The following is a 26,658-nucleotide window of genomic DNA, read 5'->3' as shown; positions in this document are numbered from 1 at the left end:
AATTGAAAGAATGACTGTTAAGGTTACGCGTACATTTGATATTCTGGAACGGTACCTCAGCGAGTTTCCCCGGGAAGATGCGTTGGGCGGGAAATGTGGCAAAGAATGGTATACTTATTCGACGGCTGAATATGCTGAAAATTCCAAACTATTTGCTCTTGGAATGATGGCCTTGGGCCTCAAAAAAGGGGACAAGGTAGCCACCGTCACCGTCAACCGTCCCGAGTGGAATTTTGCAGATATGGGGCTGGCTATGGCCGGAATGGTTCATGTGCCGATTTATCCGACAATTGGGGACGAAGAATACCGCTATATACTGGAACATGCAGAGGTGCAATGTTTGTTGGTGGGTGAGAAAAAGCTTTATACCAAGCTGAAACCCATAGCCGATGAACTGGATGGAATTAAAGCGATCTATGCTTTCGAAGACTATGAGGAGTGTCCCAATTTCAGTGAAATACTGGAAAAAGGAACGTCAGCTGAAGCTGAACTGCTTCCGACATTAACAGCAACAATGGCTTCGATACTTCCCGAAGATACGGCTACATTAATTTATACATCGGGAACCACAGGAGTTCCCAAAGGGGTGATGCTTTCGCACGAGAACCTGGTTTCGAACTTTACAACGCACGAGAAAATGCATCACCTTGGGAAAGATCATCACGTCATCAGCTTCCTTCCGCTGTGTCACGTTTATGAACGGAGTGTGAATTACCATTTTCAATATAAAGGAATGGGGATTTACTATGTGGGTAACCTGGGGCAAATTGTCAATGCCATTCGCGAAATCAAACCACACATGTTTAATTCTGTTCCGCGTTTGTTGGAGCGGGTTTACGATGGTTTTGTGTCGAAAGGCAATGATCTGACAGGCATGAAAAAGGCTATTTATTTCTGGGCACTGCGTTTAACGCGTCATTTCGAGTTCAATAAAAAATACAACCCTTTTGTGGCCGTGCAGATTAAGCTGGCCGATAAATTGGTTTACAGCAAGTGGCGCGAGGCATTGGGTGGCAATATTACCTATGTGGTGTCGGGTGGAGCGGCTTTACAACCACGCATTTCGCGGGTTTTGGGAATGGCTGGCATGTACACGCTCGAAGGCTACGGGCTAACCGAAACCTCGCCGGTAATCGCCGTGAATAATCCGGCTACAGGCGACATGAAAGTTGGTACGGTAGGGCCGATTTTGGAAGGAGTAATCGTGAAGATTGCTGATGATGGAGAGATTCTTTGCAAAGGCCCGTCCATCATGCAGGGATATTACAAAGCTCCGGAATTAACGGCCGAAGTGATTGATGAAGAAGGCTGGTTCCATACCGGCGACATTGGCTTTTTGGAAGAAGGGAAATTCCTGAAGATTACCGACCGGAAAAAAGAAATGTTTAAAATGTCGGGGGGCAAGTACATTGCTCCGCAGATGATTGAAAATAAATTGAAGGAATCGTTCTTTATTGAGCAAGCCATGGTGATTGGTGAAAACGAGAAATTTGCCAGTGCCTTAATTTCGCCAAATTTTGATTATTTACACGATTGGTGCTCACATCATAAAATCCACTTTCGCGACAACCAGGAATTGGTCCAAATGAAAGCGGTCGTTGAAAACTATAAGAAAGAGGTCACAATAATCAATAAAACATTGGGCGAGCACGAAGAGATCAAACGCTTTCGGTTGGTTTGCGAAGAATGGTCGTCGCAGAATGGGGAGCTCTCGCCAACCTTAAAGCTGAAGCGAAATTACGTGACTAAAAAATACCAGCATATTATTGATGATATTTATGCGGTGTCGAAAAACGGAAATGGCGGAGGCGGAATAAAATTGCCGACTGTCAGTCTGCGGTTCGATCTCAACAAACTTTCAGTTCGTTCGAGAAAGAAAAAAAATTAGCAACATAAAGCCATCCCTGAAGGGTGGCTTTTTACTTTCGATGCTTTTCAGAAGGCACGGTTGACGGTGTATTGTTGGATGTGTAGTCGTAGAACCGGTTGACCTCGCATGACTTATCCAAAGCTGTTGGTCTCAAGGAAGCTTAAGTGAATAGGGGCGATAAAGATCCAATCAAGCTTATCCGCCGATCCGTTTCACTTTATAGCCCTGATCCTTTAGGATTTGTATTATTTTGTCACGAAAATTACCCTGAATTAAAATTTCACCATCACGGGTTGATCCGCCTACACCACATTGCGTCTTTAATATCCGGGCCAGTTCTTTCAACTCATCATCGTTACCTTCAAAGCCTGTAACCAGTGTCGCCGATTTTCCTTTGCGGCCTTTCTTATCCAGCTCAACATAAAGGGTTTGTTTGTGGGCCGGAACCGTTGCCGCTTGGTCCTGCTTTTCTTCTTCGTGTTCGTTCTGTGCGTCGGGATTGATTGAAAATGCCATTCCCAATTTATCTTTCCAGTCTTGTGCCATATCGAAGTTTTTTTCAAAAATAGTATAAAAAAGCTATTTACAGGGACTGGAAAAATGGAATTGCGATGAACTTTTAAGCTTGCTCAAGGGTTTGAAAGGGGGATCAAGCAAACAAAAATGGCGAAACTTATTGAAGTAAATTCAAAACAAGATATCCTTCCGGAATATAGGAACACAGCGATTAGTCTGCTGTTGGAGTACCATAATCTGAACAAGACATTTTGTAATTACAATCAGGCCCAGATTCTGATTGGGATGTGCATGGACAATCGGAAGAATCTGTGGATTCCGGAGAACTTTGCCTTTGTCATTCGTTCGGGGGGAGCAAATCTGTTCTTCCACGAGTTTCAGGTTTCCTATGCCATTGGCGTGGGAGGTGTTCGGAGTATTGCTTTGATTGGCCATAACAACTGCGAAATGGTGAAGCTGGATGACCGAAAAGCCGATTTTATTTCCGGTATGGTTCGTAATGCCGGTTGGAAGGAAGAAAATGCCCAATCGCATTTCGAAAATTTATCGCCGTTTTTCGAGATTGGAAATACGGTTGAGTTTTTGCTCTCCGAGGTTGATCGATTGCGTAAACGTTATCCGAAGGTAAAAGTAGCTCCTTTGTTTTTTGATGTTGATTCCGGGAAAATGTCCCAGATTGTTCCGGATTAGAGCTCACGACCTAAACGTAAAATGATGAATCCCCGGAGAAATTCCCCGGGGATTCGGTCTTTCATTAAAATTTGAAATCAATTCCGGCAAAAAAGTTGATTCCTGCCTGCGGAAAGTAACCGTCCATTTTGTAACGGGTTCCACCGGTGTAGTATGAGTACACCCAAGCGTTGCTTTCATACTCGGTGTCGAACAGGTTATTGACCATCAGGTGCAGTTTTATCGCTTTGAAAAAGTTTCCTTTAATCGTGTAGTCAACCTTCAGGTTGTTTACAAACCAAGCGTCCAGTTTGCGGTTTTCGTCTGATGAGTTGTCGATGTACTGGTCGCTCACATAGTTTGAAAGTAGACTGATGGATAGTCCTTTGGCGGCCTGAAGACTCAGCAAGCTGTTCACAATCACACCGGGCGAAAACGCCAGATCACTTTTGCCAAGATCATTCACGTATTGGTAAGGCTCATTTTCAGTGTCGTACCAATAATCCCAGTTGTCGACATGTTCCGTAAAATTTTTAATCTTATTCTGGCTGAAGGTTGCATTCACATCCCATTTCAGGGAGCGGGTAATCTTCACTCCTCCCATCAGCTCAATACCTGTGCGGTAACTGTCGTCAACATTCACCATGATAGCTGAACCAACATCGTTGATCTCACCGGTTTGGATCAGCTGATCTTTGTACAGCATGTAATAAAGGTTTGCACCAATTGAGAAATTGCGATTCAAGAATGTATATCCGGCTTCAAAATCGTTTAGCGTTTCGTAAACCGGTTGTTTTCCGGCCGGGTCGGCATCGACAAAATTGCTGCGGTTGGGCTCACGGTGTGCCTGTGCATAGCTAACGTAAGCCTGGTTTTGGGCGTTGGGTTTATAATAGATACCCAATTTCGGGTTGAAGAAATCAAACTTGTGCTTTTGTGAAATGTCACGCAAATCGTCGTCAATCCCGTTAATGCTATAATCAATGTGACGGTATTGCATGTCAGCATAAAGACTCAATGCTTTAGTGATTTGAAGATTGTATTTGCCGAACAGGTTGAAATCTTTTTTCACCCCTCTACTGCGGTACCATTCAAATTCGCTATCGATACTTGTTCCACCGTACCAATCATTTTCAATGACATTGTCGCCCATGTATTGTGCCCAGATCACGCGGCCAAAGTGGCGGCCATCGTATTCGTTATAGCCACCACCAAAGGTGAACGCATTTTTACCATCATCGTAATTCAGCGAGTAAGTGGCTCCGTAGAAATCGTTATCCAACCATTTGCGGGCAACTAAATCAGTCATGTCAATGCCACTGGGAGCGGTCATCTGGTAATCGGCATAATCCTGATCGTACTCGTAGTTTTCGTAATAGCCACGGCCGTAAGTGTAATGCAACGCGGCATTCAAATTCAGGTACTCGCTAAATTTATGGGAAAAATGCAATTGATAGTGATCTTGCTGGTAATGGTCAACCGCATTTTCGTAAGTGTAAAAATTGTACGTGCGGGCATCCGAGTTTATCAAGTCATCGTACCGTTTTTGGTTTTCGCGTTCGGATCCCGACCACAACCAGTGATCCAGATAGCGTTGCATTTCGGCCTGGTCGTTATTCAATTTGGCAGAAGGAACACCATACCATGCCTGGTACGTTTCTTCGAAACCGGAGAAGATATTCACCTTCAAAATCGTGTTCTCAGAATAATACCCTCCCGAAACAAAGAAGGATTTTAAATCGGAACTGGCGCGGTCAATGAACCCGTCTGAAGTCACCTTCGATAAACGGGCATCGAAAGCGAATTTGCCCATTAAGCCCGTTCCGGCAGCTACCGAATTTTTGAATGTTCCGAACGACCCGGCCGAGCTTTTTACTTCAGCATAAGGCTCTTTGTTCAGCGTGGTGGTTTGCAGGTTAATGGTTGCACCAAATGCTGCTGCTCCGTTGGTCGATGTTCCCACACCGCGTTGCACCTGGATGTTGTCGATCGATCCGGCCAGATCCGGAATGTCCACAAAGTAAGTTCCGTGCGATTCTGCATCGTTCATCGGAATGCCATTCACAGTCACATTGATCCGGTTCAAATCAGTGCCGCGAATCCGGAAGTTGGTATAACCCACACCGGCACCGGCATCAGATGTTGCCACATACGATGGTGTCATTGTCAGCAGATAGGGAATATCCTGTCCCATGTTGCGGTTTTCGATGGTTGCGCGGTCAACCGAGCTTTTGGCAACCGGTGTTTTGTCGCCGGCACGAGTTGCTGAAACCAGCACTTCTTCAGTCATGATTCCCGAGTACTCCAAGGTGATAACTACGGATTTAGATTGATCAACCAGCTTGACTGTTTGACTGGTTTTGTCGTAACCGATAAAGGAAACGAGGATTTCGTAGTTTCCGGCTTTTAGATTTTTCAATTCAAATTTACCGTTTGGGTCGGCCACCGTTCCGGTATAAGTTCCGGCTATCACAACATTGGCTCCCGGAAGAACTTCGTTGTCGGTGTTTTTCACAACTCCCGAGATGGAAAATTGTGCGAAACTGAAAGTTGCCATGCACAGCATGATCAACAGAAAAGAAATTTTTTTCATCTTGTTCTTGAAAGTTTGGTTAATAAATAACCAATGAGGTGGGAATCCACGTTCCCTATTCGCCCTCCCTACGCCGGCATTACCCGGATCAGGTTCTGTGGGTATGATCTCAGTCCGTAATATTAGGACACCCCATTGCTAATCGGTGCAAATTTAGACAGAATCTAAATTACTCCAAATTAATTTGGTACTAATTCAATTTTAATGTCGATGCGGAGCAGTCAATGGCATTGTAAACAAATAGTTTGCCTGCTAAAACAGTGCCTGCTCCGGTGATGATTTTGAGCACTTCCATGGCTTGCATGCTCCCAATGATGCCGGGTAAGGCACCAAAAACGCCTTTCGGTTCACCATCGAAAGATTGACTTTCCGGTGCTTCGGGAAACAGATCTTCATAAACCGGCCCGCCCTGGTAGTTGAAAACCGAAACCATTCCTTTGAACTCTTCAATAGAACCATGAACCATCGGTTTGTTCAGTTTTTGACAGTTTTGACTAATCAGGTAGCGAGCCCGGAAATTGTCGGTCGCATCAACAATCACATCGTAGGGTTGCATCAGACTTTCGGCGTTGGCTTCAGTCAGGCGTTCGAAGATCGGAAGCACACTGACATGCGGGTTGATGGCTCGCAACACTTCCTGTGCATGCGTCACTTTTGCTTTCCCAACCACATCGGTATTGTAAAGAATTTGCCGCTGCAGGTTGGTCAGACTGACCGTATCGTTGTCGACCAGCCCAAGGTGACCGACACCGGCAGCTGCTAAATAGAGAGCAACCGGCGATCCCAAACCACCGGCCCCCACAATTAAGACCTTGGCTTGCTTAAGCTTTTCTTGCCCGGCCCCGCCAATTTCGGGTAACATGATTTGGCGCGCATAGCGTTCTTTTTCTTCTAAATTCATGATCTAAACTTGTTGCATGTAAGTATCCCAATCTTTCCAAACCACTTCGTATCCCTGCGCTTTTAACGAAGCTTCAACCTCTGCCGGGCACCGGTCATCATTAATGGCAAACTGCTCCAGTGATTCGGTCCGCTCGGCATATCCACCGGGTTTGGTGCTGCTTCCGGCGCTCATTGTTGTAATGCCGAGTTGGGCCAAATGATTGCGCATTTTCGGACTTTCGCGGGTGGAGAGCGAGAGTTCCACATTTTCGTCCAGCAGACGATAAGCACAAATCAGTTGGACAAATTCCCGATCGCTGATCGGATAGTCCGGGTTGAAACTTCCGGCATGTGGCCTTAGTCGCGGAAAGGCGATTGAATATTTCGTTTTCCAGTAATTTCGCTTTAAAAACTGAAGGTGAAGGGCGGTAAAGAAGGAATCGACCCGCCAATCTTCCAATCCCAGTAAACAGCCCAATCCTGCTTTGTGAATGTTGGCCTTCCCCAGACGCTCAGCCGTTTCAAGACGATATCGGAAGTTGGCTTTCTTCCCTTTGGGGTGATAAACAGGGTACCGCTTTTCGTAATAGGTTTCCTGGTAAACGTAAACGGCATGAAGTCCTTCGTCGGTCAATGCTTTGTATTCGGCTGTATCCATCGGCTGAACTTCCACCGAAAGCTGGCTGAACAGCGGCTTCAGAAGAGTCAGCGTTTCCTTTAAATAGTCAAATCCTGCTGCCCGCGGGTGCTCGCCGGTAACCAACAGCAGGTGCTCGAACCCAAGTTTGCGGATCGCTTCAGCTTCTTTTAGAATCTGATCCTTGTTCAGTGTGTTTCGCTCAATTTTATTGTTGTGGTTGAAGCCACAATAGGTGCAAAAGTTGGTGCATTCGTTCGACAGGTAAAGGGGTACATAAAGTTGCATGGTTTTTCCAAACCGACTTAAGGTTCTGGAGCGGCTTTGCTGAGCCATTTGTTCCAGATAGGGAGCTGCGGCCGGAGAAATCAAAGCCATGAAGTCGTCGGCAGTTGGCTGGGCGTTTTGCAAAGCTTTTTCGACATCGGCGGCTGTTTTGCTGTAGATTGAGGCTCGGGTTTCCTCCCAATCGTATTGTTGGAGTATTTCGTAAAAGTCCATGGTATTTAGTCTAAGAATGAAGTTAACGGGCTACTGGCTTCAGCATAATCGCGAACGGGAGCCAGTTTGGCTTCACGAGCCAACATGGCTGCTTCAACAGCCAGTTTAAAAGCTTTTCCCATCATTGCCGGGTGATTGGAAACCGCAATGGCTGTATTGACCAGAACCGCATCGGCGCCCATTTCAATGGCTTCCGCTGCGTGTGATGGTGCCCCGATTCCGGCATCAACAATCACCGGAACATTGGATTGCTCGATGATGATGCGTAAAAAATCGCGGGTTTGAAGCCCTTTATTGCTGCCAATTGGCGCACCGAGTGGCATGACTGCGGCGGTTCCGACATCTTCCAGCTTTTTACACAAAACCGGATCGGCCTGAATGTAGGGCAGTACAACGAAGCCGAGCTTTACCAGTTGCCCGGTCGCTTTCAGCGTTTCTTCCGAGTCGGGCAACAAATAACGCGGATCGGGGTGGATTTCCAGTTTCACCCAGTTGGTCCCCAGTGCTTCGCGTGCCAATTCGGCCGCAAAGACAGCTTCTTTGGCAGTGCGTACTCCGGATGTGTTCGGCAATAGATTGATGTGCGGATGGTTGAGGTGGCGCAGCAGGTCATCCTGACTGTTGTTGAGATCTACCCGCCGGAGAGCGACGGTTACCAATTCACTTTCGGAGGCCAGCAAGGCGTCTTCCATAACCTGGTTTGAACTGAATTTGCCTGTGCCGGTAAACAGGCGCGATTGAAAGGTTTTGTCGGCTATTATTAAAGGTTTCATCTTTTTGTTTTTAAAGGGTTGTTGTTTGATGTGTGGAAGCTTTTGAAATGGCCTCGAGCCACTGGTGAGTGCATGCAGCAATCGACGGGCTTTTCCAGATTGCCGACGAAATGGCCAGCCCGTGCAACCGGGTTAACATCAGGTCGTTAATGTCTTCCGGTTCGACGCCACCGATACCAATTACCGGAAGATCAATTCCCCGATCTTTCATTTGCCGGATCAACTGGCTGTAGCCTGTTAGACCAAGCACCGGGCTCAGGTTTTCTTTGGTGGCGGTAAAACGGAAAGGCCCCAGACCAATGTAGTCAACTCCTTGTGCCGCCAGACGCTCAATATCTTCAAGGGAGTTGGCTGTTCCTCCGATGATGTACCCGGAGCCGAGCAGCTTGCGGGCTTCTGCCGGCGAGCAGTCCTGCTTGCCAAGGTGGACTCCGTCAGCACCGAGCTTTAGCGCCAGGTCCGGATGATCGTTCAGTATAAAGGTGAAGTCGAATTCCCCTTTCAGAGCTTTTATTTTTTCCGCTTCAGCGCAAATCTGTTCGACACTGTGCTTTTTCATGCGCAGTTGAATCCAGTTGCAACCGCCTTCCAGCACTTGTCGGGCCTGAGCTGAAGGGCTGACTTGTTCGGTTGGATGCGTGATGAACTGAAGTGGCGAGATTCGCAGGTTATTATTTTGATTCATAACTAATCGGTTAAAGTTTCTTTATAAAGCCGGTAGCTGGACTTTTTCAAATTCTGGAAATGATCCAGAATTCGTTCTTGCGATCGGCGCGTTTGCCAGAGGGTGCCCAACACGGCAATTCCGTCGAAGCCACTTGTCCGGCAGATGCTCACTTTGTCTTCCGCGATTCCGCCCAAAGCAATAACCCGGCTTTTGTGATAGGTAGCCAGGAATTGCTTGACGTCATCCAACTCAAATTCGGCCTGATAACCCGGCTTGGAGATGGAAGGAAAAATCGGGCTCAGAAAAGCATAATCAATCTGATCGGGGAGTTGTTGCAATTCGCGCAGGCTGTGGCAGGAGGTGCTTTGGCTCCCTGTAAATGCAGTCCACTGATCCATGAATGCCATGGTTCTCCCACTGAAATGGATTCCGCCCAGCCCATAATCCAATGCCAGTTGAAAATGATCATGAATCACAATCTTTGGGTAATGGACAGGGTTAATCGCATTCAGCAGATTGGCTATTTCGGCGGGTTTCCACTCCGGCTTTCGAAGGTGAAAATGATTCATTCCGAGCTCAAACAACTGATTGATTCCTTCAGCCTCCCGTTTGAAATGATCAGGATAAGAAATGATCGTTAGTTGCATGCGCTTACGGGGTTACTGTTTCATTCATTCGTTGTTTCGTGTGTTTGCAGGCAGCGTTCATTTCGCGAATCTCGTGCGAGGACTTCATCGAACAGAAATTATCGCCGCACATGGAGCAGAAGTGCGTTGACTTATTTGCTTCGTCCGGCAGGGTTTCGTCGTGAAACTGAATCGCTGTTTGCGGATCGAGGGCCAGGGCAAACTGGTCATCCCAACGGAACTCGAAACGGGCTTTGCTCATGGCATCGTCGTGTAACTGTGCTCCGGGGAAGCCTTTGGCCAAGTCGGCGGCATGGGCAGCCAGCTTATAGGTAATGACAGCTTGTTTCACATCCTCGCGGTTCGGCAGGCCAAGATGTTCTTTCTGGGTAACGTAACAGAGCATGGCAACACCGTGCGCCCCAATGATGGCGCCGCCGATGGCCGAGGTAATGTGGTCGTAGCCCGGAGCAATATCGGTTGTTAACGGCCCCAGCACGTAGAAAGGTGCGTTGTCGCAAACCGCTTGCTGCAGCTCTACATTCTCCTTGATTTTGTGCATCGGAACGTGTCCCGGACCTTCAATTAACACCTGCACATGCGCAGCACGGGCTTTATGCGTTAATTCGCCCAAAACCTTCAGTTCTGCAAATTGTGCTTCATCGTTGGCATCGTAAACCGAACCGGGGCGAAGGCCGTCGCCCAGCGAAACAGCCACATCGTAAGCAGCCAGAATCTCGCAGATCTCGTCGAAGTGTGTATACAGGAAATTCTCCTGATCGTGAATCATGCTCCATTTGGCCATGATGGCGCCACCGCGCGACACAATTCCGGTCATGCGTTTTTCGGTCAGTTCCACATGGTCGCGCAGCAATCCGGCATGAATGGTGAAATAGTCTACACCTTGTTCTGCCTGTTCAATCAGGGTGTCGCGGTAAATTTCCCAGCTCAGTTTTTCAACCTTACCGCTTACTTTTTCCAAAGCCTGGTAAAGCGGAACTGTTCCGATTGGCACCGGCGAATTGCGGATAATCCACTCGCGGGTTTCGTGAATGTTGTTGCCGGTGGAAAGGTCCATTACGGTATCCGATCCCCAGATAATGGCCCAAACGGCTTTGTCGATCTCTTCCTGAATACCGGAAGAAAGCGCGGAGTTCCCGATATTGGCATTGATCTTCACCCGAAATTTGGAGCCAATTATCATCGGTTCGCACTCGGGGTGGTTGATGCTGCAGGGAATCATGGCGCGTCCGGCAGCGATTTCCTGCCGCACGAATTCCGGGGTGATATAACTGTCAATTTTTTGCTCACGTCCTTCATTCAGCTTGTCCAGATTTTGGTTTTCGCGAATGGCCACATATTCCATTTCAGGGGTAATAATACCTTGTTTGGCGTAGTAAAACTGGGTTGCAGGTTTCCCTTGCTTAGCCCGCAGGGGTTGGGTGTTCACTTCCGGAAAACGAATGGCATCCAATTGAGGATCGGCCTGTCGCTGACGCCCGTATTCCGAACTTAGTTGAGGCTGTGTTTGGACATCGCCACGCTCAGCGATCCATTGTTCACGCAGTCGGGGTAGCCCTTCCCGGATATCGGTCGCAAAGTCGGGATCGGTGTAAACGCCCGAAGTGTCGTACACATAGGCCGGTGCGTTGGCATGGCTGTTCCCTTTTTTGTCGACAAAAGGCGACAGGCTGATTTCGCGCATCGGAACACGGATGTCGGGGCGACTTCCTTCAACATAAACTTTTTGTGAATTCGGAAACAAGGTGTTTCCTTTCACTTGATCGGTTAGTGATTGATTTTTCATGTGTTGATTTTTTGGTGATTGGAAGGAAAGGAATAGCCATTAACCGCCTTGGGTGGCTTTAATGATGAGTACCTTGTCGTTTTCGGAAAACAGAAATTCGTTCCAGCGGTCTTTGCGCAGAATTTCATCGTTGATCGCGAGGGCAATTCCTTTCGGCGACTCAATTTTTAGCGTGAAAAGCAGGTCGGAGATACTGGCCGGATCGGGCAATTCCACGGATTGATGGTTTACAATTACATTCATAACTCGGGTGTTAGAAGTTTGGTAATTGCAACAGGATGGAACTATCCGGACAGTTTTAACACAAATCCCTCCGCCGGTATTAACCGGATCAGGTTCATTGGGTATAATCTCAGTCCGGTTGTAGCCGGACACCCCATTGCGTAATCGGGCGTAAAGGTATAATAAAAATCAGGTTAAGCAGCTTGCTTTTCAGTGCTTGTTTTTTCGGTGAGACTGAAAATATTTCAGGATCAGGTGGTTGTGGAATGAAAATTTGACTCAATTTCAGCCATTTTGACAAGAGAAACGGCCGTTGTACCCGTTTTTTCAGCAAGAAATAAGTTTGGTCCGCGCTTTGATATTTAAAGGGTGGAAAGCAAAAAAAATCAATGTTTAACCAGATTTTAGGAGGACAAAGTTATGTTACCATTTATCAGATCACAAAGAAATGTTCCAAGCTTATTTGATGAGTTTTTTGGAAAAGATGTATGGAATGATTTTTTCGAGAAATCAGGATGGAACAGCAGTCCAAATGTAAATGTGTACGAGAAAAAAGACCATTTCGAGATTGAACTTGCTGCCCCCGGCCTCGACAAAAAAGATTTTCATATTGATGTAAAAGATAATTTGCTAACCGTTTCTTCAGAGAAAAAAGAAGAAAAGAAAGAAGAAAAAGAAGGTAGCAAAGTAGTGTTCTGCGAGTTTAATTACTCCAAATTCAGTCGTTCGTTCCAATTGCCGGAAGGTGTGGATGTCAACAAAATCAACGCAAAACACAACAATGGTATTTTGACCATTGAGTTGCCAAAACGCGAAGAATACATCTCACACACCCCGCGAATGATTGAAATTCATTAAGCAGCACAACAAGACATTTCGTAAAATTTTTCAAAATTGGTTTTAGTTTAGTTTTAGATTTGAAGGCCCTGTCCCCCGAGGATGGGGCTTTTTTTGTCCCGTCTGATACGGTACCCACCCGGGCCCATCGCTGCCTCACCTTAAGACATCGAAACGCTATCCGGGCACATCGCCGTGTTAACCTGCCCCATCGCCGCTTTAGCTGAGAATATCGATGTGGTACCGGCGGACATCGCTGCTTTACCCGGGAGCATCGCCGTGTTAACCGACTACTTCGCTGCTTCGCCGGAGGACATCGCTGTGTTACCCGACTACTTCGTCGCTTCGCCGGCGGACATCGACACGTTACCCGGGTACATCGCTGCGTTGTCCGCGAACATCGCTGCTTTGCCGGAAAGCTGTTCGATCCGGACTTTGATCACTGTCGGTTGGGTGGGGAAGTGCCGCGCTTACAGCCACTTATTCTTTCTGAAAAACCAAAACTGGAACGCGACAATAACGAGCAGAATGAGCACGAAAAAGCCAAAGGCATAGTGATTTTCGGCACGTGGAATGCCGGCCAGGTTGACGCCCAGCAGGCCGGTGAAGAAGCTCAGCGGCAGGAACAGCGCGGTGATGATTGACAGCAAATACATGCGGCTGTTAATTTGTTCGTTCGATCGGTTGATGAGTGTTTCCTGGCTTACCGATGCCAGTTCGCGGGCTGCTTCCAGCATTTCGAGGTAACGCATCAGGTAGTCGCTCACCTCGCGCAAACGAAGTTGTTGCTTGGTGGTCATCCAGTTGGTTTTCTCAATCTGCAATTTATTCAGGGCATCGCGTTGTGGAAGCAGGAAGCGTTTGAGTTGAATGATTTGGCGCCGGAGATTATACAATTCATCTTTGCGTTCGTCGTCGTCGCCCGCATCGTCGAGCACCATTTCTTCCATCGAGATGGCTGCTTCCTCAATATCTTCCATCACCTCACTCATATTGAAAACCAGTCGTTCATTCAGGCGAACAATGAAATCACCGGTTGTTTTGGGTGCCTTGTTTTGCTCCATATCCGTCACCAACGACTTGATTGCGTTCAGGCTCTTTTTCTGGCAGGTAATCACCATATTTTTGGTGGCTAAGATGCGGACCGAAATCATATTTTCGGGTTTTTCACCCTTAATCAGGTTTACGCCCCGAACAACCAGCAACAGCTCGTCGGGATAAACAGCGAGCCTTGGGCGCGAATCTTCCCGGGTGAGTGCTGTGGTGATGATCTCGTTTTCATGCAGCGATTCGACCAGCCGCTTGGTTTCAGCGGAGTTTAAGTCTAATTGAAGCCAAATGTAATCCGCATCGTTTCGCAACTTTGGGAAAATGTCGGATGTGATTTTCTCGGTTGTTTTGGCAACAGAATCGATGTAGAAGGCGTTGATGGCTGCATGTTTCATGTCGTAGAAAATTTAATTCAATATACAATCAGTTTGCCGAATTTACAACGTTGTTGTGCCGGGTTCAGGTTTTCGGGTTGTTAAGAATTAATCAGCTCCCTAAACGTGCGTTTCTTTTGCAGGTAGAACTTCCAAATCAGGCTTTTGCAGAGGATTTCGTCGTGCCACTTGGGTGCGGCTTCAGTTTTTAGTTGGCGGCGTTTGGCTTTCAGTCGGTTCCAGTTTGAATAGAGCGCCCAATGGGCTTTACAAACGCTGGAGAGTCCTTTAGGGTTTCCCTCGGCCAGTAATTTGAAACCGGCGAAGGCGTCCAGAATCATTCGAACAACGAGTACCTGGAAGAGCCGGTTTGGCGGACAATTCTTGTAAAGCATGAACAAGCTGTTGCGAAAATTGAGGAACAGTTTTCGGGGATTGTTGTAGGGAAGACTGCCTCCGCCCAAGTGGTAAACCTGGCTGAAGGGGGTGAAGCGGATTTGATAACCAAAGTTTTTTAAGCGCCAGCACAAATCGATCTCTTCCATGTGGGCCCAAAAGTCGGAATCGAAACCGCCGGCTTTGTGGTACAGGCTTGCACGAACGGCAAAGCAGGCGCCACTGGCCCAAAATATATTTACTTCGTCGTTGTACTGGCCTTCATCTTTCTCCACCACATTCAGGATGCGGCCGCGGCAAAACGGGAAGCCTAGCTTGTCGATGTAACCACCGGCTGCACCGCCGTATTCGAACTCCTGCTTGTTGTGCCAGCTTAATATTTTAGGTTGAACGGCTGCGACTGCCGGGTCATTTTCAAAGATCGAAATCATTGGTTCGAGCCAGCCATCGACCACTTCCACATCCGAATTCAGCAGGATGTAATATTGTGCATCGATTTGTTTCAGTGCTTCGTTGTATCCCAAAGCAAAGCCATAGTTTTGAGGTAATTGAAGTCGGGTAACCTCGGGGAATTGTTTTTCGAGTAGCGTCATTGAGCTGTCGGTCGATCCATTGTCGGCAACAATGATCTCGGTTCCTTCGAGTTGGCTGTGTTGAATAACCGATGGCAGAAACTGAGGAAGCAGTTTTTCACCATTCCAGTTTAAAATAACGATCGCGATTTTGGCATGTTCCATTCGGCCAAAGATAGTCAGGAATTCAAAATTCCGGTCAAAATATCAATTAACTGTTCTTTGGAAAGCTGCCCGAGTTTCTCCCGTATTTCGGCCGTTTGATTTTCCGTTTTATCGGAGATAATGTCGGATAATTCCTTCCATTGTTTGCCGGTCATCTCCTGTTGCAAAAGCTCTTTGGTTTTGTCGCCGGCTCCGGTTTGACCGGGTAAGCCAAGTGTTTGCAATTCGAGAATAGCTGCTTCCAAAATCTCGCGGGCTTGCATTTTCACCGGATCGCCCGATTTTTCGTTGCCGGTTGCTTCGCGCAGGTGCCAGCTCGAATAATCGTACTTCAGATCCAAAATCATTTTGACAATCGGGTGGGAGCCTCCGAAAATCCGGTTCAGAAAAAGCAGCGTTTGATTTTTCCATGCTTCCAGGTCGAAGCTTTTTTGTTTGAGCTTTTCAACCTGCTCTTTAAGTAATGCAATTTCCTTCTCAGCCATGATATGCTTTTTGATGCAATTTAACTGATTACCGCACGACGCCCAAGTACCTTGCTGTAAAACTATTCGAGGTGTTCATTTACTTTGGCAAAAAAGGCCGGGAAGTAATTGGCATTGGCCGAAATCAGCTCTTTGCCAAACAGGTATTTGTCGCCACCTTTAAAATCGGTTACTTTTCCTCCGGCTTCCTGAACCAACAAAACGCCGGCTGCTACATCCCAGGCGTGCAGGGCATGTTCGAAAAAGCCATCGAAACGACCACAAGCTACATAGGCAAGATCAACAGCAGCTGAGCCCATGCGGCGCATGCCCCGGGTTTCAATCATGAAAAACTCCAGCACTTTTAAATAGGATTCCAGTTTGTCGAAATTGTAATACGGAAATCCGGTAGCCAGCAATACGTCCTCGTGTGTAGCCGATTTTGAAACAGCAATGGGTTGATCGTTCAGGTAAGCGCCGCCGCCTTTCCAGGCCGAAAAGAGTTCGTTCTGCCCAATTTCATAGACCACACCGGCAATTGGGTTATTGTCTTTGGTCAGTGCAATGGAAACAGAGTGCGGGAAAATGCCATGGATGAAATTGGTGGTTCCGTCCAGTGGGTCGATCACCCATTTGTATTCCTCGCCACTTTCAGTTGCTGTTCCTTCTTCGGTAATAAAACCGGCTTCGGGAAGCAGTTCCCGCAAGCGGGCGACGATCATTTTCTCTGCTTCCTTATCAACGTAAGTAACCAGGCTGGCTTTGCCTTTCAGTTCAATATCGTCGTTCGTGATTTGCGAGCGTTGTTCCCGTATAAATTGTCCGGCTTCCTGAGCCAGTGTGCCGATCTCGCGGCAAATATGTTGTAAATCCATATACTGATAAATTTTAGTCGAAAATGGCTTAAACCTTTGGGATGCCCAAATTTCTATTGTTATTTATTTCTGAAGGATTTTTATGTTTTAAATCATATGTGTAGTGTTTGTTCTAAGTGGTTGTTGTTTTGTTGTTTGTGTTTGAGTTCGGTGGCTTTTGATAGTGGATTTTTTCGGTTGTTTAATTAAATAATCTCAGTCGTTTTAAAGAAAGGGTACGAAATTTGATTTTACACCAATATGAAATTAATTTCTAAACGTTCAAGGAGAAAAAGACTGGAGCATTTCGATGCACCTTGATTTACTCCCGATTTTCGAATTCGAAATGGGGATGAGTTAACCCGAAACAAACTAAAACTGGAAAAGATGAAAACAAAATTTACCATATTACTGATGGCGACTTTGGTGTCGCTCGGAGCTTCTGCCCAAAATTACCACAGTTATAATGTTCGTTCTGTTGGTTACGATATGAGTGATAACCTGGATTTGGAAGCAGTGGCTTACCTTTTCGGGGAATCCCAAAATCTGCAGGAATTTGAGGAACGGTTGAATGATCCGCGAATGCAGATTTCGAACCTGGATTTAAACAACGACGGTTTCGTAGATTACCTGAGAGTTGTTGAACTGTACGAATATGGAATTCACTCCGTAACCATCCAGGCCGTGTTGGATCGGAATATCTTCCAGGATGTGGCGACTTTTGATGTCGGTCGTCAAACGAACAATCATTTTTATGTGCAGGTTGTTGGTGATCCGTATCTGTACGGTCCAAATTACATTATTAATCCCGTTTATGTACATGCACCACTGATCTTAAGTTGGTTTTTACGCCCGACTTACGTTGTCTGGCACTCACCGTACTACTGGGGCTATTATCCGTCCAGATACAGGCATTACAGATGTTTGCCAACTTACAGGTATCATAAACACTTGCATGTTCACGTCGATTATCATGTAAATACGTATCATTACAGTAATTCACGGTACAATCCAAGAGCAGTAGAGCTTCAGCGCCAGGTGCACCGAAACGACTATGGACAGCGTCATCCGGATCGGTCGTTTTCATCCCGGAATTCCGGATATTCAAACAAATATGAGATGAACAGAAACCGTTCGGTTAACGAACAGCGCCAGCGAGTCAGTTCGTCCGGCTCCACAAGCAGTTCCCGTCCGGGGTATTCTCAACGGACAACTACTTCAACGGGAACCGGTTCGAGCACGTCAACAACGACTCAAAGTAGTCGTTCAAAAGCGGAACCATTGAAAAGCGGGCAACAGAAGCGAAGCTATGAGAGCAGCAATTCTGCCAATCAATCATATACTCGCGGGCAGTCATCTTCAACGAATTCAGGACGGTCGACTTACCAGCGGAATGAAGCAAAATCGAATAACTCAACCAATTCCAACTCCGGAGCAAGCCGACAAGCAAAAGTAAAAACTTCACCATCCTCTAATTCCGGTTCTTCTGCTGCCCGATCAACGCAAAGTCGTAAGGTTGAATCAAGCAAAAGCAGGAAGAGCTCCAGTGCTAATGTGAGTCGAAGTAGCCGGTCTTCCGGACAGTCTGTTGCCAAACAATCGTCAAGTGGCCGGAAAGAGCAAGCGGCAAGTTCGAAACGTTCGAGCTCGAGTGGCGAGAAGAAACAGCAACGCAGTCGAAGAAATTAATTGAGAAATGAGATAAAAAGCAAAAGACCGGTAATCACCGGTCTTTTCTTATTTGTAAAATTTATGGGCTTTGGTTGTTTATAACAAATCGCTGGCGAGTTCTGCCAGATAGCTGCGTTCTCCTTTCACCAGATTTACATGCGAGAATAATTCCTGGTTTCTCATTTTGTCGGTCATGTAGGCCAGGCCGTTCGATTTGAAATCCAGGTAGGGAGAGTCAATTTGTTGCAGGTCTCCGGTGAACACCATTTTTGTGCCTTCACCGGCACGGGTGATGATGGTTTTTATTTCATGCGGGGTCAGGTTTTGTGCCTCATCAACAATGAAAAAGGCGTTCGACAAGCTTCGGCCACGAATATATGCCAGAGGGGTAATCATGAGTCGTTCTTCCTTCAACAGCTCATCAATTTTTTGGTATTCCTGGCTGCGGGGATTAAAAGCATGCTTGATGACTGACAAGTTATCGAACAGCGGTTGCATGTACGGGCTGATCTTTTCCGTTGCATCACCGGGCAGATATCCCAAGTCGCGGTTGCTCAGGGCAACAATTGGACGTGCCAGCAATATCTGTTCATACATTTTGTTTTGCTCCAAGGCTGCAGCAAGTGCCAACAGAGTTTTCCCTGTTCCCGCTTTTCCGCTCAGCGAAACCAGCTTAATATCGGGGTTAAGTAAGGAGTTCAAGCTGAAGGTTTGTTCCGCATTGCGTGGTTTAATTCCGTAAGCGACTCTTTTTTCAACCCGAACCATACGCTTGGATGTGGCTTCGTAGCGAGCAAGAACGCTCGATTTGTTTCCTTTCAGGATGTAATACTCATTGGGCATTGGAGCCTCTTCGAACCCTGACTCCGAAAATGGAATGGATCCCTCGTTGTACAAAGCGTCAATGAGCATGTCTTTGTAGCCTTCAACCTCGACTATTGACTTTTCAAATACCAGCGGGTCTTTGATTTTGTCATTTTCATAGTCTTCAGACATAATTCCCAGCGACTTGGCCTTCATGCGCAGGTTAATGTCCTTGGTTACCAGAATGGTCGATCGCTTTGGATTGTCCTTGGTATAAAAATCGGCAACTGACAAAATGCGGTGATCGGGAATATCTTCTTTGAACGATTGTTTTAACGAATCAGAGAAGGGTTTTCCTGTTGCAATAATCAGTTTTCCTGATTCAGGACTTAGTTGAATGCCGCCATTAAACAATTTCTCACCGACAATGTCGTCCAGAACACGCACAAATTCACGTGCTTGGAAATTGATCGGGTCATTTCCCTTTTTAAATTTATCCAACTCTTCCAGAACCGTCAACGGAATGACGATATCATTATCTTTGAACTGGTAAATACAGTTGTGGTCATGAAGGATCACATTCGTGTCCAACACGAAGATCTTAGTTTGTTTGCGGCCTGCCATAAGCTTACATTTTAGTGTCTGTGAATACAATGTATGAAAAATCAGGGATTCGGGTCGGCTTAAACAGCAAAAGATGTGAAGGAGTTATTGACACTTGTTAATTATAAAGGTTTAAGTGATTGAGTGAGAAATGAAAAGCTATCAGGAGATTTTAGATTACTTATATAGTCAGCTGCCCATGTACCAGCGGACCGGTGCTGCAGCCTATAAAAACACCCTTGGAAACACCCTTGTACTGGATGAATTGTATGGTCACCCGCACCGTTTTTTTAAGACGATTCATGTTGCTGGAACCAATGGTAAAGGGTCTGTTTCGCACATGTTGGCTTCGGTACTTCAGGAGTCAGGTTGCAAGGTTGGTTTGTACACATCCCCTCATTTAATTGATTTTCGGGAGCGGATTCGGGTAAATGGACAGATGATTACCGAGCAGGCAGTGATTGATTTTGTCGGTGATTTTGAACGGCAGAATAAAAAGATGGGCCTGGAACCTTCATTCTTCGAAATAACGGTCGCCATGGCTTTCTGGTATTTCCAACAAATGAAAGTGGATGTGGCAGTAATTGAAGTCGGTTTAGGGGGCCGGTTGGATTCGACCAACATCATCATGCCGAATTTGTCGCTGATAACCAACATCAGTTTGGATCATACTGCGTTGTTGGGAGATTCAATTTCCTTGATTGCCGCAGAAAAAGCGGGTATTATCAAACTCAAAGTTCCGGTGATTATTTCAGAAAGTAATGCGAAATACAATTCCATTTTTGTAGAAAAAGCAAAGGAAGAAGACGCACCCATCTATTTTGCCGATGAGGAATACACTGCTGGCTATAGCATGCTGCTGCCGATAGGTCAGCAACGGTTCAATTTTCACAAAGATGGAAAACTATACCTTGAAGGATTGCAGACCGATTTGTTGGGAGCTTATCAGCGCCAAAATATTGGCGGTGTTCTCAAAGCTTTTGAATTGCTTATGGAACAAGGTTGGTCAATTACTTTGGAAAACATTTATAAAGGGTTGAGTAAGGTGCGTGAAAATACAGGTTTGCGTGGTCGTTGGGAAATAGTGGGAGCCAACCCAATGGTGGTTTGTGATACCGGCCACAACGAAGCCGGGATTCGTCATTTGGTTACGCAAATCCGTCAAACAGCCTGGAAAGAATTGTACATGGTCATCGGTATGGTTAATGATAAAAGTTTGGATCATGTTTTGGCGCTATTGCCTGCCGAAGCACATTATATTTTCACCCAGGCAAGTATCCCACGAGCACTCGATGCACATGAATTTGCGCAAAAAGCAGCTATGTTTGGCTTGAACGGGATTGTTGTACCTAATGTGAAGGATGCAGTGGACAAAGCCTTGCAGGACGCTAATTCCAATGATTTAGTGTTCGTTGGCGGAAGTACCTTTGTAGTGGCTGATTATTTTTCTTAAAATTTTTACGTTTTCTTTTTGGAAGAAGAAAAAAGCATTTATATTTGCATCGCCTTAACAGAAAGGGCACACGTTCTCTAAGAAATCGGGCGGTTAGCTCAGTTGGTTCAGAGCATCTGGTTTACACCCAGAGGGTCGGGGGTTCGACTCCCTCACCGCCCACCACGGCGGAATACTTCAGTCAGTGTTCCGCTTTTTTTATCCGGCAAATGTCGCGGTAAAAACAAAGCCTTCTCAGGCAAAAAAACGAGAGACATTAATACATAAATCGGGCGGTTAGCTCAGTTGGTTCAGAGCATCTGGTTTACACCCAGAGGGTCGGGGGTTCGACTCCCTCACCGCCCACAAAAAAGAGGAATACTTTTAAATAGTGTTCCTCTTTTTGCGTTATGAAGTCGATGTGCCCAAGCCAGTCTTTTTTTTTGACTATAAATTTTAATTGAATTTGCGACGGGTCTCGATTGAGTGAACTTCTGAAGCGTGTCATCGTTCACTCAGATATATCTCGTAAATCTACTGCTTGTCTTTTGTCTCCTTGCTAGCTGTTTGAGGCTTCAATTTAATGAACTTCCGACCGATCACCTGTCCGCCAAAGAAGGCTCCGACTAGGATTGGATAGGTGTATAATGCGAACCCGATATCGCTGTAGATGCGGAGCAAAATAACAAAAGGTATCGGAAGATGAATATACAGAAACCATTTAAAGGAATATTTTCGTTCGCGTCCTCTCAGGGCTCCAAAAGGGAGGTTTAAAAGAAACACAGCTAGAGCAACTAGGGCAATCTTCATTTTTTCCTGTTTAAGTGAAGTAATGTTAGTGATTATTCGACGAAAGACAAAACCCGGAAATATTTGAGGTTGGTCGTTTTATTGAGTGAATATAGAATGCTTGTTGGGCAATTTTTTGGATTGAATTGCTTCATTCATTTGCATTAACACTAATCGTTGGTGAAGGATTAGCCCATCAGAATAAAGAAAGGCTGTCAGCGCAATGCATGACAGCCTTTTATGTGTCTTTAATTTATGCAATAACCCGCTGCCACGGAATGGCTGCCAAAATAATAATATAGGCGATGCCAAAAAACAGAAGCGAGGTTCCAAATTTGGATTTGCTGGTGCTTGCTTTCTTGCTTTTTACGCGGCCGATGTGCACCAACGCAATAGCTATGAGCATCATTGCAAAATGTTCGACGGCGTAAAATCGAAGATCGGCGTTTTTCATGGCTGCACCGAAGTCCTGAAACGCGGCTTCTGTAATCGGACTAACAAAGGCATAAAGGGTAATTCCGGTTAAGAACTGAAGGTCCATTAAACTGGTGAAAATAATCCCTAAAATGTTGTCCGATTTTTCCCAAGGCTTTTGCCCGAACCATCCGATAAAATATTTTAGTAAGGTAATTAAAGCGGCAAGGAGAATAATCCATCGTAAAGTGTTGTGAAGATGTAAGAGTCCAGTGTACATGATTTGTATATTTTGTTTTCAATAACAACGCAAACACAAGCATTTGGTTGATTTGCTGTGACGAAGATAGGTTTTAAATCTGTTAATATTTGTCAACAAATTGACAACTGTTCTTTAAAATGGGCCGGTTGATCTTTTGTCGCGATCAACTTCTTGATTCAGCTAATGAAAAGATTTCGTCCAGTTCGTAAATTAGGCGTCCCCCGGGTATCATGACTGTATTTATCATCGCCTGAGCGACGGTTGCACCGTGTATTGGTCTGTATTTTCTGAATATGAAGTTCGTCAGCACAGGCATAATTGATTGAGCGATTTTTTCCGCCGTTCGTTTTTCAGTGCGGTCGCCCAGGAGTAGTGACGGTCGTAAGATGGTGATTTGTTTGAATGGTAGTTGGAGAACCGCTTCTTCCAACTCTCCTTTTATTTTGGAATAGAACACTCGTGATCCGGAGTTTGCTCCACTCGATGACACCAGGACATAATGGGCGACTCCGTTTTTTGCCGCTGTTTGAGCAGTCTCGTATTGAAAAGTAAAATCAACCTTATATTGATTTGCTTGACTTCCCGCTTTTTTGATCGTCGTTCCCAAACATGAAAATAAGACATCTCCTTTTACTTTGTCGGCCCAACCGGAAGGTTGGTTGAAGTTGACAATTCGCTCTTTCAGCTTGGGGTGAGAAATGCCTGTTTCTCTTCGAACGAAAATCACTATTTTTTTGAATTCATCTTGATTTAATAATAACTGAACTAATTCTTTTCCGACCAATCCTGTTGCACCAATTACGAGAGCTTTCATGATTATTTATGTTTTATCCGGTATTAATTTGTCATTAACCAGTTGATTGAAGTGATCATTTATTGTTTGTTCAAAGGGGAGAAACTCGAGTTTTAAATCATCTTTGGCGTAGGAGTTGTCGAATGTAAAGTCGTATCCAACGTTGCGTGAGACAAATTTGCGGGAGTATCCAAACAGTGGGGCGACGAGTTTGAAAAGCCATTTAGGAACAAATTTGGTTGGTAAAGGGTAGTTGGGGTGTCCGGTGCGAATAACCTGGGCAATATCCAGAAAATCTTTCAGGTGAGCTGCAGTCAGGTGGCGACCACTGGCTTCCTGAATGAATCCTGCCTGAATGTGAGCTTTAGCAATATCGCGTACATCAACAATTGCTTGCGCTCCTTTAGGCACACCTTGTTTAAATTTACCCGAGCATAATTGAATCATAAGACTGATACTCGTCGAGTCGACTCGTTTACTTAGTGAGGGGCCCAGGATCAAGCCGGGATTTATGACCACCAGGTCGAAACTGTTCAGCTTTTCTGTTAGTCGCCAGGCTTCTTGTTCTGCTATTGTTTTTGAATACGGATAAGGTTGATGATCGGGGCTGCTGGAGGTATTCCAGGAGGCTTCGTTGATGCGCGTCTCCGGTAAATCCTTAATTTCAATGGTGTCGCCAACCATTGCAACAATGCTGGATGTTAAAACGATGCGCTTGACGGTGTTGGTTTCTCCTGCTGAAAAGAAGAGGTTTCGAACGCCTTGCAAGGCGGGTTGAATGAGTTCTTTATCCGGGTTCTTAATTCCTGTAAGTTGAAAAGGAGAAGCCGTGTGGATGATCAATTCACAATCTCGCACGGCATCGTCAAATGATCCGTCGATCAGTAAATCAGCTTCAAAGAATTTTAATCGACCATGTGCGCGATGCTGAATATTCTGCAGGTGTTGGTATTTCTGTTCGTCTCCGATGCTGCGAACTGTTGTGTGGACGGTCAACCCTTCCTCTAAAAGGAGTTTTATAATCCATGAAGCCAAATAGCCGGTACCGCCGGTGACAAGAATTGGTTTGGAGCGATCAATTTTTTTCATTGATATCAGCGTTTTCAAATTTTACTTTCCGGTGTTCTAGTTGAATTTTTGTTATAAGAATAAAACTAAGTTAAGCTGCTTTTATTTTCCGATTGGGAGATGAAAATCGGATGTATAGGCCGGAGAACAAAAAATGATTAAGTAAAGTGAAGGCTTTTTACTTAGAATTCAAAATAAACTGATCACGTTTTTGTGAATTTAACATTTGCCAGATCATCTATTCCGAAAACTCCAAATCATGACACTTTTCCCGGCGTAGAACTTATTCAATTGTAGTGGATTATTATTTCGCGAATTGTTTTTTTCTTATTTTTATTAAGTTTAAATTAGGAGATGAAAGCATTCAGTGCTTCTCGTTGAAATCAAACCAATAAACTGAAATAAAATGATTAACAAGATTCACACACTGGGAGGGTATTTTCATGAGTATCAGAAGAGTTTGACTAACCCGGATGATTTTTGGGAACAACAAGCGGAGTGCCTTTACTGGCGGAAACGTTGGGAAAAAGTTATTGATTGGAATTTTGAGGAGCCCAGCATAAACTGGTATGTGAATGCGAAATTAAACATTACTGAAAGCATTTTTGAGAAGAATCTCTACACACACGGAAATAATACAGCGATCATTTGGGAACCAAACGATCCGGCAGATGAGGCGATTACATTGACCTATCGGCAGCTCTATGAAAAGGTCAATCAATTAGCCAACAGCTTGAAAATCTTAGGAGTGAAAAAAGGTGATCGCGTGGCATTGTACATGCCAATGGTTCCGGAATTGGCAATTGCTTTGCTGGCTTGTGCCCGAATCGGTGCCATTCATTCCGTCATTTTTGCCGGTTTTTCAGCTCAGTCATTGAGTGAGCGAATAAATGACGCCGGGGCTAAAGTCGTCATTACATCCGACGGTGGTTATCGTGGCTCGAAAGTTACACCACTCAAAGAGATTGCTGATGAAGCAATGGAACATTCCCCGGTTGTCGAATCTGTTGTGGTTTTGAAAAGAACCAATACTCCCGTTGAAATGAAGGCGGGAAGAGATATTTGGTGGCACGATTTAATGGAGGGAAAAGATACGGAATGCCCGGCCGAGGAGATGGACGCCGAAGACCCGTTATTCATTTTATACACCTCCGGTTCTACCGGAAAACCCAAAGGGATTGTGCATACCGTAGCCGGTTACATGGTTTATACGGCATACACTTTCCGCAATGTATTTCAGTACAGCCGTGGAGATGTCTATTTCTGTACGGCCGATATTGGTTGGATTACCGGTCATTCCTACATCGTGTACGGACCATTGTTGAACGGAGCTCAAACCCTCATGTTCGAAGGTACACCAACCTGGCCTGATGCCGGGCGGTTTTGGGATATTGTGGATAAACACAAAGTCAATCAATTTTACACTGCTCCAACGGCTATTCGTTCACTTCTCTCGTTGGGGAACGAATATTTGGCAGGGAAAGCCCTTGACTCTCTAAAAGTTTTGGGGACAGTAGGTGAACCCATCAACGAAGATGCCTGGCACTGGTACCACGATCATGTGGGGAAAAATCGTTGTCCTATTGTTGATACCTGGTGGCAAACCGAAACCGGTGGTGTGCTGATTTCTCCCCTAGCCGGAATAACACCAACCAAGCCATCGTTTGCAACCTTGCCGCTTCCGGGAGTGCTGCCTGTCATTGTCGATAATGAAGGGAAGGAGCTCAAAGGAAATTCGGTTGAAGGCAATCTTTGTGTCAAGTTTCCGTGGCCTGGCATGGCGAGAACCATTTGGGGAGATCATGAGCGTTTCAGAGATACTTATTTTTCAACTTTTAAAAATTACTATTTCACCGGCGACGGTGTACGGCGCGACGAAGACGGATATTACCGAATTTTAGGGCGAGTGGATGATGTAATTAATGTATCGGGTCACCGGCTTGGCACGGCTGAAATCGAAAATGCCATCAACGAACACCCGTTGGTCAATGAATCGGCGGTGGTTGGTTACCCTCATGCAATTAAAGGACAAGGGATTTATGCCTTTGTGGTGTGTCCGGAGTTGTCAACTGGCGGTGAAGAGGGTATTCGTCGAAGTATTAAACAAGGGGTGACCAAGATAATTGGCCCGATTGCACGACCAGACTTGGTGCAAATTGTTCCGGGACTACCCAAAACCCGGAGCGGTAAGATAATGAGACGTATTTTGCGAAAAATAGCGGAAGGCGATGCGACCAACTTAGGGGACATTAGTACGCTTTTGGATGAGGATATTGTCGGGCAGATAATTGATTCAGCCTTGGTTGATGTGAAGCATTAATTCAACAATTTAGAAGCTTGCATACGT

The 26,658-nt window shown here is 45.6% G+C and carries 24 protein-coding genes, 2 tRNA genes and 2 riboswitches; of the genes, 8 read left to right on the top strand and 18 right to left on the bottom strand.

What is annotated here, in order from left to right; genetic code table 11:
- The first annotated feature begins 10 nt into the window (after positions 1 to 10).
- Complete coding sequence (locus GJV22_RS03235; protein ID WP_163708610.1) at positions 11 to 1,888, top strand: AMP-dependent synthetase/ligase; 1,878 nt, start codon at positions 11 to 13, stop codon at positions 1,886 to 1,888.
- A 177-nt stretch (positions 1,889 to 2,065) separates the two neighbouring features.
- Here GJV22_RS03235 and GJV22_RS03230 read toward each other — a convergent pair whose 3' ends face one another.
- Positions 2,066 to 2,416 carry a translation initiation factor gene (locus tag GJV22_RS03230; RefSeq protein WP_163708608.1) on the bottom strand — a complete coding sequence of 117 codons (351 nt, stop codon included), beginning with the start codon at positions 2,414 to 2,416 and terminating at the stop codon, positions 2,066 to 2,068.
- Between the two features lie 117 nt (positions 2,417 to 2,533).
- On the opposite strand from GJV22_RS03230, the gene GJV22_RS03225 reads away from it, so the two are divergent.
- Positions 2,534 to 3,076, top strand: a complete 543-nt coding sequence (locus GJV22_RS03225; protein WP_163708605.1) for a carbonic anhydrase — start codon at positions 2,534 to 2,536, stop codon at positions 3,074 to 3,076.
- A 64-nt stretch (positions 3,077 to 3,140) separates the two neighbouring features.
- On the opposite strand, the gene GJV22_RS03220 is transcribed toward GJV22_RS03225, so the two are convergent.
- The 8 genes from GJV22_RS03220 to thiS all read right to left on the bottom strand — a co-directional run bounded on the left by GJV22_RS03220 (position 3,141) and on the right by thiS (position 11,784).
- Complete coding sequence (locus tag GJV22_RS03220; RefSeq protein WP_163708602.1) at positions 3,141 to 5,648, bottom strand: TonB-dependent receptor; 2,508 nt, start codon at positions 5,646 to 5,648, stop codon at positions 3,141 to 3,143.
- Positions 5,649 to 5,696: 48 nt separating this feature from the next.
- Positions 5,697 to 5,793, bottom strand: a riboswitch (TPP riboswitch).
- 45 nt (positions 5,794 to 5,838) lie between these two features.
- Complete coding sequence (locus GJV22_RS03215; protein ID WP_163708599.1) at positions 5,839 to 6,549, bottom strand: HesA/MoeB/ThiF family protein; 711 nt, start codon at positions 6,547 to 6,549, stop codon at positions 5,839 to 5,841.
- Positions 6,550 to 6,552: 3 nt separating this feature from the next.
- On the bottom strand, positions 6,553 to 7,668 hold the full coding sequence (thiH, locus tag GJV22_RS03210) for a 2-iminoacetate synthase ThiH (protein ID WP_163708597.1): 1,116 nt from the start codon (positions 7,666 to 7,668) through the stop codon (positions 6,553 to 6,555).
- A 5-nt stretch (positions 7,669 to 7,673) separates the two neighbouring features.
- Positions 7,674 to 8,441 carry a thiazole synthase gene (thiG, locus tag GJV22_RS03205; protein WP_163708594.1) on the bottom strand — a complete coding sequence of 256 codons (768 nt, stop codon included), beginning with the start codon at positions 8,439 to 8,441 and terminating at the stop codon, positions 7,674 to 7,676.
- Between the two features lie 10 nt (positions 8,442 to 8,451).
- Entirely contained in the window at positions 8,452 to 9,126 is a 675-nt protein-coding gene (locus tag GJV22_RS03200) for a thiamine phosphate synthase (protein ID WP_205461730.1), read from the bottom strand.
- A gap of 2 nt (positions 9,127 to 9,128) precedes the next feature.
- Entirely contained in the window at positions 9,129 to 9,755 is a 627-nt protein-coding gene (locus tag GJV22_RS03195; RefSeq protein ID WP_163708592.1) for a thiamine phosphate synthase, read from the bottom strand.
- 4 nt (positions 9,756 to 9,759) lie between these two features.
- The gene (gene thiC, locus GJV22_RS03190) at positions 9,760 to 11,541 is read right to left on the bottom strand and encodes a phosphomethylpyrimidine synthase ThiC (protein ID WP_163708590.1); all 1,782 of its coding nucleotides are present in this window, start codon (positions 11,539 to 11,541) and stop codon (positions 9,760 to 9,762) included.
- 39 nt (positions 11,542 to 11,580) lie between these two features.
- Complete coding sequence (gene thiS, locus GJV22_RS03185; protein ID WP_163708587.1) at positions 11,581 to 11,784, bottom strand: sulfur carrier protein ThiS; 204 nt, start codon at positions 11,782 to 11,784, stop codon at positions 11,581 to 11,583.
- A 47-nt stretch (positions 11,785 to 11,831) separates the two neighbouring features.
- A riboswitch (TPP riboswitch) is annotated at positions 11,832 to 11,930 on the bottom strand.
- 253 nt (positions 11,931 to 12,183) lie between these two features.
- Between thiS and GJV22_RS03180 the strand changes: the two genes are divergently transcribed.
- Entirely contained in the window at positions 12,184 to 12,621 is a 438-nt protein-coding gene (locus tag GJV22_RS03180; RefSeq protein ID WP_163708585.1) for an Hsp20/alpha crystallin family protein, read from the top strand.
- A gap of 449 nt (positions 12,622 to 13,070) precedes the next feature.
- Here GJV22_RS03180 and GJV22_RS03175 read toward each other — a convergent pair whose 3' ends face one another.
- The 4 genes from GJV22_RS03175 to GJV22_RS03160 all read right to left on the bottom strand — a co-directional run bounded on the left by GJV22_RS03175 (position 13,071) and on the right by GJV22_RS03160 (position 16,496).
- Positions 13,071 to 14,045: a zinc transporter ZntB gene (locus GJV22_RS03175; RefSeq protein WP_163708583.1), complete on the bottom strand. Its 975-nt coding sequence runs from the start codon at positions 14,043 to 14,045 to the stop codon at positions 13,071 to 13,073.
- An 80-nt stretch (positions 14,046 to 14,125) separates the two neighbouring features.
- Positions 14,126 to 15,157 carry a glycosyltransferase family 2 protein gene (locus GJV22_RS03170; RefSeq protein ID WP_163708580.1) on the bottom strand — a complete coding sequence of 344 codons (1,032 nt, stop codon included), beginning with the start codon at positions 15,155 to 15,157 and terminating at the stop codon, positions 14,126 to 14,128.
- A gap of 14 nt (positions 15,158 to 15,171) precedes the next feature.
- Positions 15,172 to 15,642: a hypothetical protein gene (locus GJV22_RS03165; RefSeq protein WP_163708577.1), complete on the bottom strand. Its 471-nt coding sequence runs from the start codon at positions 15,640 to 15,642 to the stop codon at positions 15,172 to 15,174.
- Between the two features lie 62 nt (positions 15,643 to 15,704).
- Positions 15,705 to 16,496, bottom strand: a complete 792-nt coding sequence (locus tag GJV22_RS03160; RefSeq protein ID WP_163708574.1) for an inositol monophosphatase family protein — start codon at positions 16,494 to 16,496, stop codon at positions 15,705 to 15,707.
- Positions 16,497 to 16,862: 366 nt separating this feature from the next.
- On the opposite strand from GJV22_RS03160, the gene GJV22_RS03155 reads away from it, so the two are divergent.
- On the top strand, positions 16,863 to 18,164 hold the full coding sequence (locus GJV22_RS03155) for a hypothetical protein (RefSeq protein WP_163708571.1): 1,302 nt from the start codon (positions 16,863 to 16,865) through the stop codon (positions 18,162 to 18,164).
- A 78-nt stretch (positions 18,165 to 18,242) separates the two neighbouring features.
- Here the strand turns inward: GJV22_RS03155 and GJV22_RS03150 are convergent, their stop codons facing one another.
- A complete protein-coding gene (locus tag GJV22_RS03150; protein WP_163708567.1) occupies positions 18,243 to 19,574 on the bottom strand; it encodes a PhoH family protein in 1,332 nt (443 codons plus the stop codon).
- A gap of 130 nt (positions 19,575 to 19,704) precedes the next feature.
- Between GJV22_RS03150 and GJV22_RS03145 the strand changes: the two genes are divergently transcribed.
- The 3 genes from GJV22_RS03145 to GJV22_RS03135 all read left to right on the top strand — a co-directional run bounded on the left by GJV22_RS03145 (position 19,705) and on the right by GJV22_RS03135 (position 21,351).
- Entirely contained in the window at positions 19,705 to 21,006 is a 1,302-nt protein-coding gene (locus GJV22_RS03145) for a bifunctional folylpolyglutamate synthase/dihydrofolate synthase (RefSeq protein ID WP_163708563.1), read from the top strand.
- Between the two features lie 87 nt (positions 21,007 to 21,093).
- Positions 21,094 to 21,171 (top strand) — tRNA-Val (locus GJV22_RS03140).
- A gap of 105 nt (positions 21,172 to 21,276) precedes the next feature.
- A tRNA-Val gene (locus GJV22_RS03135) sits at positions 21,277 to 21,351 on the top strand.
- A gap of 168 nt (positions 21,352 to 21,519) precedes the next feature.
- Here the strand turns inward: GJV22_RS03135 and GJV22_RS03130 are convergent.
- The 4 genes from GJV22_RS03130 to GJV22_RS03115 all read right to left on the bottom strand — a co-directional run bounded on the left by GJV22_RS03130 (position 21,520) and on the right by GJV22_RS03115 (position 24,332).
- Positions 21,520 to 21,795, bottom strand: a complete 276-nt coding sequence (locus tag GJV22_RS03130; RefSeq protein WP_163708560.1) for a hypothetical protein — start codon at positions 21,793 to 21,795, stop codon at positions 21,520 to 21,522.
- A 232-nt stretch (positions 21,796 to 22,027) separates the two neighbouring features.
- Positions 22,028 to 22,468, bottom strand: a complete 441-nt coding sequence (locus tag GJV22_RS03125; protein ID WP_163708557.1) for a hypothetical protein — start codon at positions 22,466 to 22,468, stop codon at positions 22,028 to 22,030.
- 145 nt (positions 22,469 to 22,613) lie between these two features.
- The gene (locus GJV22_RS03120; protein WP_205461729.1) at positions 22,614 to 23,264 is read right to left on the bottom strand and encodes an NAD(P)H-binding protein; all 651 of its coding nucleotides are present in this window, start codon (positions 23,262 to 23,264) and stop codon (positions 22,614 to 22,616) included.
- A 6-nt stretch (positions 23,265 to 23,270) separates the two neighbouring features.
- Positions 23,271 to 24,332: an NAD-dependent epimerase/dehydratase family protein gene (locus tag GJV22_RS03115; protein ID WP_163708554.1), complete on the bottom strand. Its 1,062-nt coding sequence runs from the start codon at positions 24,330 to 24,332 to the stop codon at positions 23,271 to 23,273.
- Positions 24,333 to 24,717: 385 nt separating this feature from the next.
- Between GJV22_RS03115 and acs the strand changes: the two genes are divergently transcribed.
- On the top strand, positions 24,718 to 26,631 hold the full coding sequence (acs, locus tag GJV22_RS03110; RefSeq protein ID WP_163708551.1) for an acetate--CoA ligase: 1,914 nt from the start codon (positions 24,718 to 24,720) through the stop codon (positions 26,629 to 26,631).
- The last annotated feature ends 27 nt before the right edge of the window (positions 26,632 to 26,658 follow it).

The organism is Mangrovibacterium lignilyticum, assembly GCF_010882175.1.
GTDB classification, from domain to species: Bacteria; Bacteroidota; Bacteroidia; order Bacteroidales; family Prolixibacteraceae; genus Mangrovibacterium; species Mangrovibacterium lignilyticum.
Note: the sequence above shows the minus strand (reverse complement) of the source record. Positions and strands in the feature narration are given on the sequence as shown.

What these genes read in the sequence shown, in the direction of transcription:
- thiG (WP_163708594.1), bottom strand. Translation starts at nt 8,441, where the DNA reads ATGAAACCTTTAATAATAGCCGACAAAACCTTTCAATCGCGCCTGTTT.
- thiS (WP_163708587.1), bottom strand. Translation starts at nt 11,784, where the DNA reads ATGAATGTAATTGTAAACCATCAATCCGTGGAATTGCCCGATCCGGCC.
- GJV22_RS03145 (WP_163708563.1), top strand. Translation starts at nt 19,705, where the DNA reads ATGAAAAGCTATCAGGAGATTTTAGATTACTTATATAGTCAGCTGCCC.
- GJV22_RS03125 (WP_163708557.1), bottom strand. Translation starts at nt 22,468, where the DNA reads ATGTACACTGGACTCTTACATCTTCACAACACTTTACGATGGATTATT.
- GJV22_RS03220 (WP_163708602.1), bottom strand. Translation starts at nt 5,648, where the DNA reads ATGAAAAAAATTTCTTTTCTGTTGATCATGCTGTGCATGGCAACTTTC.
- GJV22_RS03155 (WP_163708571.1), top strand. Translation starts at nt 16,863, where the DNA reads ATGAAAACAAAATTTACCATATTACTGATGGCGACTTTGGTGTCGCTC.
- GJV22_RS03200 (WP_205461730.1), bottom strand. Translation starts at nt 9,126, where the DNA reads ATGAATCAAAATAATAACCTGCGAATCTCGCCACTTCAGTTCATCACG.
- GJV22_RS03230 (WP_163708608.1), bottom strand. Translation starts at nt 2,416, where the DNA reads ATGGCACAAGACTGGAAAGATAAATTGGGAATGGCATTTTCAATCAAT.
- thiC (WP_163708590.1), bottom strand. Translation starts at nt 11,541, where the DNA reads ATGAAAAATCAATCACTAACCGATCAAGTGAAAGGAAACACCTTGTTT.
- GJV22_RS03215 (WP_163708599.1), bottom strand. Translation starts at nt 6,549, where the DNA reads ATGAATTTAGAAGAAAAAGAACGCTATGCGCGCCAAATCATGTTACCC.
- GJV22_RS03225 (WP_163708605.1), top strand. Translation starts at nt 2,534, where the DNA reads ATGGCGAAACTTATTGAAGTAAATTCAAAACAAGATATCCTTCCGGAA.
- GJV22_RS03165 (WP_163708577.1), bottom strand. Translation starts at nt 15,642, where the DNA reads ATGGCTGAGAAGGAAATTGCATTACTTAAAGAGCAGGTTGAAAAGCTC.
- thiH (WP_163708597.1), bottom strand. Translation starts at nt 7,668, where the DNA reads ATGGACTTTTACGAAATACTCCAACAATACGATTGGGAGGAAACCCGA.
- GJV22_RS03130 (WP_163708560.1), bottom strand. Translation starts at nt 21,795, where the DNA reads ATGAAGATTGCCCTAGTTGCTCTAGCTGTGTTTCTTTTAAACCTCCCT.
- GJV22_RS03180 (WP_163708585.1), top strand. Translation starts at nt 12,184, where the DNA reads ATGTTACCATTTATCAGATCACAAAGAAATGTTCCAAGCTTATTTGAT.
- GJV22_RS03170 (WP_163708580.1), bottom strand. Translation starts at nt 15,157, where the DNA reads ATGGAACATGCCAAAATCGCGATCGTTATTTTAAACTGGAATGGTGAA.
- GJV22_RS03195 (WP_163708592.1), bottom strand. Translation starts at nt 9,755, where the DNA reads ATGCAACTAACGATCATTTCTTATCCTGATCATTTCAAACGGGAGGCT.
- GJV22_RS03150 (WP_163708567.1), bottom strand. Translation starts at nt 19,574, where the DNA reads ATGGCAGGCCGCAAACAAACTAAGATCTTCGTGTTGGACACGAATGTG.
- GJV22_RS03175 (WP_163708583.1), bottom strand. Translation starts at nt 14,045, where the DNA reads ATGAAACATGCAGCCATCAACGCCTTCTACATCGATTCTGTTGCCAAA.
- GJV22_RS03120 (WP_205461729.1), bottom strand. Translation starts at nt 23,264, where the DNA reads ATGAAAGCTCTCGTAATTGGTGCAACAGGATTGGTCGGAAAAGAATTA.
- acs (WP_163708551.1), top strand. Translation starts at nt 24,718, where the DNA reads ATGATTAACAAGATTCACACACTGGGAGGGTATTTTCATGAGTATCAG.
- GJV22_RS03235 (WP_163708610.1), top strand. Translation starts at nt 11, where the DNA reads ATGACTGTTAAGGTTACGCGTACATTTGATATTCTGGAACGGTACCTC.
- GJV22_RS03115 (WP_163708554.1), bottom strand. Translation starts at nt 24,332, where the DNA reads ATGAAAAAAATTGATCGCTCCAAACCAATTCTTGTCACCGGCGGTACC.
- GJV22_RS03160 (WP_163708574.1), bottom strand. Translation starts at nt 16,496, where the DNA reads ATGGATTTACAACATATTTGCCGCGAGATCGGCACACTGGCTCAGGAA.